The 8420-nt window shown below is 63.1% G+C and carries 8 protein-coding genes; 7 read left to right on the top strand and 1 reads right to left on the bottom strand.

All coding sequences use genetic code 11. The annotated features are described in order from the left end of the window. Window positions 1-299 precede the first annotated feature (299 nt). From dnaN to gyrB, 6 genes are all read left to right on the top strand, one after another. Window positions 300-1418, top strand: coding sequence for a DNA polymerase III subunit beta (gene dnaN, locus AC13C7_RS00090; RefSeq protein ID WP_172320376.1), 1119 nt, complete (start codon window positions 300-302; stop codon window positions 1416-1418). Window positions 1419-1502: 84 nt separating this feature from the next. Beyond that, on the top strand, window positions 1503-2615 hold the full coding sequence (recF, locus tag AC13C7_RS00085; protein ID WP_482866194.1) for a DNA replication/repair protein RecF: 1113 nt from the start codon (window positions 1503-1505) through the stop codon (window positions 2613-2615). Beyond that, window positions 2612-3055, top strand: coding sequence for a VOC family protein (locus AC13C7_RS00080; protein ID WP_482866193.1), 444 nt, complete (start codon window positions 2612-2614; stop codon window positions 3053-3055). Before recF ends, AC13C7_RS00080 begins: the two co-directional genes overlap by 4 nt. Continuing rightward, window positions 3045-3578 carry a GNAT family N-acetyltransferase gene (locus tag AC13C7_RS00075; RefSeq protein WP_482866192.1) on the top strand — a complete coding sequence of 178 codons (534 nt, stop codon included), beginning with the start codon at window positions 3045-3047 and terminating at the stop codon, window positions 3576-3578. The genes AC13C7_RS00080 and AC13C7_RS00075 overlap by 11 nt, the downstream gene beginning before the upstream one ends. A 3-nt stretch (window positions 3579-3581) precedes the next feature. After that, window positions 3582-4214: a LysE family translocator gene (locus AC13C7_RS00070; RefSeq protein ID WP_446169746.1), complete on the top strand. Its 633-nt coding sequence runs from the start codon at window positions 3582-3584 to the stop codon at window positions 4212-4214. Window positions 4215-4330: 116 nt separating this feature from the next. Beyond that, window positions 4331-6748: a DNA topoisomerase (ATP-hydrolyzing) subunit B gene (gene gyrB / locus AC13C7_RS00065; protein ID WP_482866191.1), complete on the top strand. Its 2418-nt coding sequence runs from the start codon at window positions 4331-4333 to the stop codon at window positions 6746-6748. 232 nt (window positions 6749-6980) lie between these two features. Here gyrB and AC13C7_RS00060 read toward each other — a convergent pair whose 3' ends face one another. After that, the gene (locus tag AC13C7_RS00060) at window positions 6981-7352 is read right to left on the bottom strand and encodes a Mu transposase domain-containing protein (RefSeq protein WP_482866190.1); all 372 of its coding nucleotides are present in this window, start codon (window positions 7350-7352) and stop codon (window positions 6981-6983) included. 252 nt (window positions 7353-7604) lie between these two features. Here AC13C7_RS00060 and AC13C7_RS00055 point away from each other — a divergent pair, with 252 nt between their 5' ends. After that, complete coding sequence (locus tag AC13C7_RS00055) at window positions 7605-8294, top strand: hypothetical protein (RefSeq protein WP_482866189.1); 690 nt, start codon at window positions 7605-7607, stop codon at window positions 8292-8294. The last annotated feature ends 126 nt before the right edge of the window (window positions 8295-8420 follow it).

The following is an 8420-nucleotide window of genomic DNA, read 5'->3' as shown; positions in this document are numbered from 1 at the left end:
TCCAAAACAGGCCATCATCGCTGTCACGCGCAAACTGCTCATCATTCTAAATGCCATGATCCGCGAAAACAGGCCATACCAGCCAACCTGAACAACACACTTGCCCGGGGGAGCGCGAGGGGGCAGACAGCCCCCTCGCACGGGTCGATGCGCCGAAGGCGCAACGAAACCAACCAATTCACCTAAAATCGTATCTGCCCATTGACGCCGCCGCGCCAGTCGCGAAACTCCAACAAAACACTTGTGCGTGATGCCCGGTCGGGTAGTCTCGCCGCCCCGCACCCTGTCGGAGCCAGGACATGAAACTCTCTATCGAACGCGCGGCGCTGCTCAAGGCCGTCTCTCAGGCCCAGTCTGTCGTCGAACGTCGCAACACCATCCCGATCCTGGCCAATGTGCTGATCGAGGCCGAAGGCGACACCGCCTCGTTCCGCGCCACCGACCTCGATATCGAGGTGGTCGACAAGTGCGCGGCGCAGGTGGAACGCGCAGGCGCCACCACGGTTTCCGCCGTGACCCTGCACGAGATCGTGCGCAAGCTGCCCGATGGCGCGCTGGTCAGCCTCGCCGATGACGGCACCTCCGGCAGGCTGGAAGTGAACGCGGGCCGCTCCTCCTTCTCGCTGGCGACGCTCCCGCGCGAGGATTTCCCGGTCATGACCACGACCGAATACAGCGCCAATTTCTCGGCCCCCGCCAAGGTGCTGCGCCGCCTCTTCGACAAGTCGAAATTCGCCATTTCGACCGAGGAGACGCGCTATTACCTCAACGGGGTCTACATGCATGTAGCCGATGGCGAGGAGGGGCGCGCGCTGCGCTGCGTCGCCACCGACGGCCACCGCCTGGCCCGCGTCGATGCGCCCTTGCCGCAAGGCGCGGAAAACATGCCCGGCGTGATCGTGCCGCGCAAGACCGTGGGCGAGATGCGCAAACTTCTGGACGATGACGACATGTCCATCGCGGTCTCGGTCTCGGAAACCAAGGTGCGGTTTGCGACACCCGACATCACCCTGACCTCCAAGGTCATCGACGGCACCTTCCCCGACTACACCCGCGTCATCCCCACCGGCAACACCCGCCGGATGGAAGTCGATGCCGCCGAGTTTGCCAAGGCCGTCGACCTGGTCGCCACCGTCTCCTCTGAGCGCTCGCGCGCCGTGAAACTGGCGCTGGACGAGGATCGGCTGGTCCTCTCCGTCAACGCCCCCGACAGCGGCGCAGGTGAGGCGGAACTGGCCGTGGCCTATGGCGATGAGCGGCTGGAGATCGGCTTCAACGCGAAATACCTGCTGGAGATCGCCAGCCAGGTGGATCGGGAAAATGCGGTGTTCCTGTTCAACTCCTCCGGCGATCCGACCCTGATGCGCGAAGGCAACGACACCTCGGCGGTTTATGTGGTCATGCCGATGCGGGTGTGACGGGCCGCTCCTCCGCCCGTTCCGGGCGTCCTCGCCTGATCGCCTCCGGCGGAGGTATTTTTGGCAAAATGAAAGGGCAAGGGCATGTCAGGCATCCATGTCGGGCACCTCACCCTGTCGCATTTCCGTTCGCACCGGCTTGGCCGGATGGCGCTGGATGGCCGTCCCGTTGCGCTCTTCGGTCCCAATGGCGCGGGCAAGACCAATATCCTCGAAGCGGTCTCGCTCCTGTCGCCGGGTCGCGGTCTGCGACGCGCCGGGGCCGAGGAGATGGCGCGGCGGCCTGAGCGGTTGGGCTGGAAGATCCGCGCGACCCTGGCTGACGGGGCCCGCATCCACGAGGTCGCGACCGGGGCCGAGCCGGGCCAGCCGCGAAGCTTGCGCATCGACGGCAAGCCCGCGCCGCAACTGGCGCTGGCCGATCTCACCCGCATCGTCTGGCTGGTGCCCGCGCAGGACCGGCTTTGGATCGAGGGGGCCGAGGGGCGGCGGCGCTTCCTCGACCGGGTCACGATGAGCTTTGTCCCCGCCCATGGCGAGGCGGTTCTGGCGCATGAAAAGGCCATGCGCGAACGCAACCGGCTGCTCAAGGACCAGGTCCGTGACACGATGTGGTACGAGGCGATCGAGGCGCAGATGGCCGAGGCGGCAGCAAGGATCGTGGCCTATCGGCGCGAGGCCGTGGCGCGGCTGGCGGCGGCGCAGGCAGGGTCGGAGACCGCCTTTCCCGCCGCGGAACTGGGCGTGATCGAGGCCGAGGGCAGCGAGGGACTGGACAGCGCGGATGATTTCGCCACCGCCCATGCCGCATCGCGCCCGCGCGACATGGGCGCGGGCCGCAGCCTGATCGGCCCGCATCGCAGCGACCTTGGCGCGGTCTACACGGCCAAGGGTACGGACGCGCGGCACTGCTCGACGGGGGAACAGAAGGCGCTGCTGATTTCGCTCATCCTCGCCAATGCGCGCGCATTGAAGTCCGAGACCGGGGCCGCGCCGCTTGTGTTGCTGGATGAGGTCGCCGCACATCTGGACACGGCCCGTCGCGCGGCGCTCTTCGACGAGATCTGCGCGCTTGGCGGGCAGGCCTGGATGACCGGCACCGGGGCGGAGTTGTTCGCCGAGCTTGCCCCCCGCGCGCAAGCCTTCGAGATCGGCGAACAGAACGGCATTTCAACCATCACCGAGGCACGCCCATGACACCGGAACGCATCACCCTGATCACCCTGGGCGTGACCGATATGGCCCGGTCGCGCGCCTTCTACGCGGCACTTGGCTGGCAGATTCATCCCGAAAGCCAGGAAAAGGTGACCTTCTACCAGGCCAACGGCTTTGCCTTCGGTCTTTTCGGGCTGGAGGATCTGGCCCGCGATCAGGGCCGCCCGGATGCGGCACTTGGCAGCGGGGCGATGACGCTGGCGCAGAACTTCGTGACAATGCCCGAGGTAGACGCGGCCTATGCGCAGGCGCTGGCCGCCGGGGCGACGCCACTAAAGGCCCCCGAAAAGGTCTTCTGGGGCGGCTATTCGGGCTATTTCGCCGACCCCGATGGCCATGTCTGGGAACTGGCGATGAACCCGTTCTGGCCGCTCAATGATGACGGCTCCCTCACCTTGCCGGACGCCTCCGATGCTGATTGAGGCCATCCACGAGATCGACCTGACGCCAGAAGGGGACGCCGAGATTGCCGCGCTGCTCGCCCGCACCTTTGGCGCGGATGACGGGTATGGCGGCATGTCCTTCTATAACCAACGCCACCATTTGCGGCTGCTGGCGCGCCTGGACGGGGAACTTGTCGGCCATTACGCGCTTGGCTTTCGCGCGATGCGGATGGGCGCGAAACGCGTGCAGATCATCGGCATTGGCGAGGTGGCGACCGACCCTGACCATCGGGGCAAGGGCGTGGCCACGGCCCTCATGGCGGCCACGTTGGATCGTGCGCGCGCCAGCATGGCCGATTTCCTCGTGCTCTTCGGGGTGCGTCCGATCTACGAAGGCTCCGGGTTTGTCGCGAAGGAGAATACCGTGCGCCATATGGGTATCGAGAACGGCCATAGCACCGGGATCATCGAGAAGGGCGATACCAAGCTGAAGGTCTACCCGCTGAAAGACACGGTATGGGATGACGATGCCCTGATCGACCTGCTCGGCCCGACCTTCTAGCCCATGACCATCTCCGCGCTTGATATCACGCTCTATGCCACGGCGCTCTTCGTGCTCTTCCTGACGCCCGGTCCGGTCTGGCTGGCCACGGCGGCGCGCACTCTGGCGCATGGCGCGGGCGCGGCGCTGCCGCTGATCCTGGGCGTCGCGATCGGCGATGTCCTGTGGTCGCTGCTGGCCATTCTGGGCCTGTCCTGGGTGGTCTCGGCCTATGCCGGGATCATGGTGGCGCTGAAATGGCTGGCGGTTCTGGTCTTTGCGGTCATGGGCCTGCTGCTGATCCGCCACGCCGCACGGCCCATCGACGCCGACAGCCGCCTCAACCGGCGCGGGGCCTGGGCGGGCTTCATCGCCGGGCTGGCCGCGATCCTGGCCAACCCCAAGGCGATCCTGTTCTACATGGGGATGCTGCCCGGTTTCTTTGACCTGACCGCGCTGACCTGGGCCGACATTGCCGTCATCGCCACCGTGTCTATGGCGGTTCCGGTCGTGGGCAACATGGGGTTCGCGCTGATCATCGACCGGGCGCGGCTGCGCATCACCTCGCCCGACAGGCTGCGGCGGATCAACCAGGTGGCGGGCGGCTTGCTGATCTGCGTGGCCGGGGTGATCGCCCTTTCAGGGGTGTGGAATTAGCCCCCCTGGGCGCCCGTTTCCGCGTTCCCCGCAACCCCCCTTAATCTTGTGCCGGAAGGGTGACATTCCCCCCTGGAACCCCTATAAAACAGCAGCAAGAATAACAGGGCATTTCCATGACCGACAGCGCGCAGGCACCCGGCGAATACGGGGCTGAATCCATCAAGGTTCTCAAAGGGTTGGAGGCTGTTCGCAAACGGCCCGGCATGTATATCGGCGACACCGATGACGGCTCTGGCCTGCATCACATGGTCTACGAGGTCGTGGATAACGGCATCGACGAGGCGCTGGCTGGTCATGCCGATGCGGTGACGGTCACGATCCACCCCGACAACTCGGTCTCGGTCAGCGATAACGGGCGCGGGATTCCGGTGGGCATCCACGAGGGGGAAGGCGTTTCCGCCGCCGAGGTCATCATGACCCAACTGCACGCGGGCGGGAAGTTCGACGACAATTCCTACAAGGTCTCGGGCGGCCTGCACGGGGTCGGCGTTTCGGTGGTCAACGCGCTGTCCGATTGGCTGGAGCTGCGCATCTGGCGCGAGGGCAAGGAACATGTCGCGCGCTTCGAGGGCGGCTTTACCACGCAACACCTCGAGGTCGTGGGCGACGCGAACGGCAAGCAGGGCACCGAGGTGCGCTTCCTCGCCTCCACCAAGACCTTCTCCAACCTCGATTACGTCTTCAAGACGCTGGAGAACCGGCTGCGCGAACTGGCCTTCCTCAATTCCGGCGTCCGCATCGTATTGGAGGATCTGCGCCCCGCCGAGCCGCTGAAATCCGAGCTTTTCTACGAGGGCGGGGTCAAGGAGTTCGTCAAGTATCTCGACCGCTCCAAATCCGGCATGATGGAGGATCCGATCTTCATCACCGGCACCCGCGACGGGATCGAGATCGAGGCCGCGATGTGGTGGAACGACAGCTACCATGAAACCGTGTTGCCCTTCACCAACAACATCCCGCAGCGCGATGGCGGCACCCACCTGGCGGGCTTTCGCGGCGCGCTGACGCGAACCATCAACCTCTATGCCAACTCCTCCGGGCTGGCGAAGAAGGAGAAGGTCAATTTCACCGGTGACGATGCGCGTGAAGGGCTGACCTGCGTGCTGTCCGTGAAGGTGCCGGACCCGAAGTTTTCCAGCCAGACCAAGGACAAGCTGGTCTCCTCCGAGGTGCGCCCCGCCGTCGAGGGGCTGATGAACGAGAAACTGTCCGAATGGTTCGAGGAGAACCCGACCCAGGCCAAGCTGGTGGTCGGCAAGATCATCGAGGCCGCGCTGGCCCGCGAAGCCGCCCGCAAGGCGCGCGAACTGACCCGGCGCAAGACCGCGATGGATGTGGCCTCGCTGCCCGGCAAACTGGCCGATTGCCAGGAGAAAGACCCCGCCAAGTCCGAGCTCTTCATCGTCGAGGGCGACAGCGCCGGCGGCTCGGCCAAGCAGGGCCGGTCCCGCCACAACCAGGCGATCCTGCCCCTCAAGGGCAAGATCCTGAACGTGGAACGGGCCCGCTTCGACCGGATGCTCGGGAGCCAGGAGATCGGCACGCTGATCACCGCGCTTGGCACCGGGATCGGCCGGGACGAGTTCAGCATCGACAAGCTGCGCTACCACAAGATCGTCATCATGACCGATGCCGATGTCGACGGGGCGCATATCCGCACCCTCCTGCTGACCTTCTTCTACCGGCAGATGCCCGAGATCATCGAGGGCGGATACCTCTATATCGCGCAGCCGCCGCTCTACAAGGTCAGCCGGGGCAAGTCCGAGGTCTACCTCAAGGACGAAACCGCGCTGGAGGATTACCTGATCCAGATGGGCACCGACGGGGCCATCCTGCGGCTGCCCTCGGGCGAGGAAATCGCCGGGTCCGACCTTGCCCGCGTGGTCGAGGCCGCCCGCAGCTTCAAGCGCATCCTCGACGCCTTCCCGACGCATTACCCGCGCCATATCCTGGAACAGGCCGCGATTGCCGGGGCCTTCGATCCGGGCCGCGCCGATGACGACCTGCAACGCGTCGCCGATGACGTCGCCAAGCGGCTGGACCTCGTGGCGCTGGAATATGAACGCGGCTGGCAGGGGCGGATCACCCAGGATCACGGCATTCGCCTGTCCCGCGTCCTGCGCGGAGTCGAGGAGATCCGGACGCTCGACGGCGCGGTCCTGCGATCGGGCGAGGCGCGCAAGCTCAGCCAGGTCAGCCAGGAAAGCCGCACCATCTACCGCGACCCCTCGCGCCTTGCGCGCAAGGACCGGGAACAGCTGATCCACGGGCCGACCGAATTGCTCGAGGCCATTCTCGACGAGGGCGTGAAGGGCTTGCAGTTGCAACGCTACAAGGGCCTTGGGGAAATGAACCCCAATCAACTGTGGGAAACCACGCTGGACCCCGAGGCGCGGACGCTGTTGCAGGTCACGATCGAGGATATCGCCGAGGCCGACGACATCTTCACCAAGCTGATGGGCGACGTGGTCGAACCGCGCCGCGAATTCATCCAGCAGAACGCGCTGAGCGTCGAGAACCTGGATTTCTGATCGGCTGTAGGTACGCGCATAGTTTTTCGCGGGTTGAGGTCGGGGTGCGCCCGTGTTTCTTATATCTTTAAAATGGCTGCCGCGAATTCTGGAACTCGCGTTTTTTGCGATAGCTTCGCACAGAACGCGTTAGGTCACTTCTGGATGGCGAACGAGCTTTGCCTTACTGTTTCGGTCGATGGGGCATTGCCCATCTGAGTTACGGCCGCGGCGGTGGTGAAGCGCAACGCGTTCATGTAAATGGGAAAAACTCGATCAGGCGGAGGATCAGTTGGACATCGACTTGGCGCCCGATCACACGGAGCGGCACCGAATGGAAACCGTGCAGAACCTCGATGTGGTACTCGGGAAGCTCCTTGGCCCGCTTCCATTCCGCGTACTCGAAAGGCGTATCGGGCAAGGGCCTGGGCGCGTGACGTCCGATCTCCTCGAACAGATCCCGGCGCGAGCGTTCGACCGGACGCATGGTCTGGGCGATGAGATCATCGAGCAACTCGGCAATCGCGACGTTCGGCGTCTCGATGGACAGGAACTTCCGGTTGCGCAGGCGCGCCAGAATCCAGCACTCGACGATCACCACCGCGCCTTCGGCCTTGACCGCCAAGGCCGATGCGGTATGAGCACAGCGCAAGCGGCGGAGCGACGGTTCGATCTGGGGCGCCACAGGACGCCCGCAATCGGGGCCGCAGCGGGGTCCGTCTGCGACCGGATGTCCCGGCAAATGGCCGCCGAACGGATCGGGCCGGGCTTGAATCATGGTGTCGTCGGGGCCAAGCTGGGTGTACGATGACGCTTGGTTTTCGCAGACCAAACCAGCCGAGGTCGGTCTTTAGGGAACAATGAAATAGACTATTGAATGATGAGCGCAAAACTATTTGACCACTTGGAGAAGACTCCCCCAAAAATTACGAGCTCAGGAGTTTTTATTTCCGATCCGAGAGTGGAAGAAAAGGGCAATATTGAAGTTTTGCTTAAGGGACAATCTTTCCCACTTAAGTTTATCGGAATTTATCCAAACAGAGTATTGCAACTAGACCTTCGGGAGGTTGTGGAACTTATCGATGCCACCGGCGATGACGACACTTTTGAAACAGCCTGCAAAATTCACCTGAATTCAATGGCTGACTGGCATATCAACAATATACCGACCATCCAGCTACAGATACATAGAAGAAACGCTCCGTTTACCGCGAAACTCTCGAACCATTTGATGGCACGTGGAGTAAAGAAACCAGCGAGCATTAGGGCTAAACTCGCTAATCATCGCGCGAGCGCACGGTTGATTATTCAGTTTATCAACACAGACACACAGGAATCTGAAAAATCTTCTGTTAATTTTGATCCTGGCAGTTTAGGCGGAAAAAATGCTTCTGGATATCAAGAGGTAGAGGTTCCTGCTCCTGAAGACTATGAGAATTTCGACGTCTATTTTTTCATTCATTATGAAGGTGACCTGAATGAGATGAGCACACACGAGCCTTATCTTTTCCTTGCGGATGTCCATCTAACAGAGAGGATGAGTAATTCCGACTTAGGGAACGTCTGATCAACGCCTTCGGCTGCGCCGAGGCTTCGGCTTGAAGGCAGTTTGGCGCCGGACAGACGCCGTTGCCAGCGATTTTCGCGCCGTTTGTGCCGCCTGAGCGGCGGTTTGGTCGATTTTGGACGGACT

The organism is Alterinioella sp. B-7 (assembly GCF_056857775.1).
Note: the sequence above shows the minus strand (reverse complement) of the source record. Positions and strands in the feature narration are given on the sequence as shown.

Bases quoted from the DNA above. Each gene is read 5' to 3' on its own strand.
- dnaN (WP_172320376.1), top strand. From the start codon at position 300: ATGAAACTCTCTATCGAACGCGCGGCGCTGCTCAAGGCCGTCTCTCAG.
- recF (WP_482866194.1), top strand. From the start codon at position 1,503: ATGTCAGGCATCCATGTCGGGCACCTCACCCTGTCGCATTTCCGTTCG.
- AC13C7_RS00080 (WP_482866193.1), top strand. From the start codon at position 2,612: ATGACACCGGAACGCATCACCCTGATCACCCTGGGCGTGACCGATATG.
- AC13C7_RS00075 (WP_482866192.1), top strand. From the start codon at position 3,045: ATGCTGATTGAGGCCATCCACGAGATCGACCTGACGCCAGAAGGGGAC.
- AC13C7_RS00070 (WP_446169746.1), top strand. From the start codon at position 3,582: ATGACCATCTCCGCGCTTGATATCACGCTCTATGCCACGGCGCTCTTC.
- gyrB (WP_482866191.1), top strand. From the start codon at position 4,331: ATGACCGACAGCGCGCAGGCACCCGGCGAATACGGGGCTGAATCCATC.
- AC13C7_RS00055 (WP_482866189.1), top strand. From the start codon at position 7,605: ATGATGAGCGCAAAACTATTTGACCACTTGGAGAAGACTCCCCCAAAA.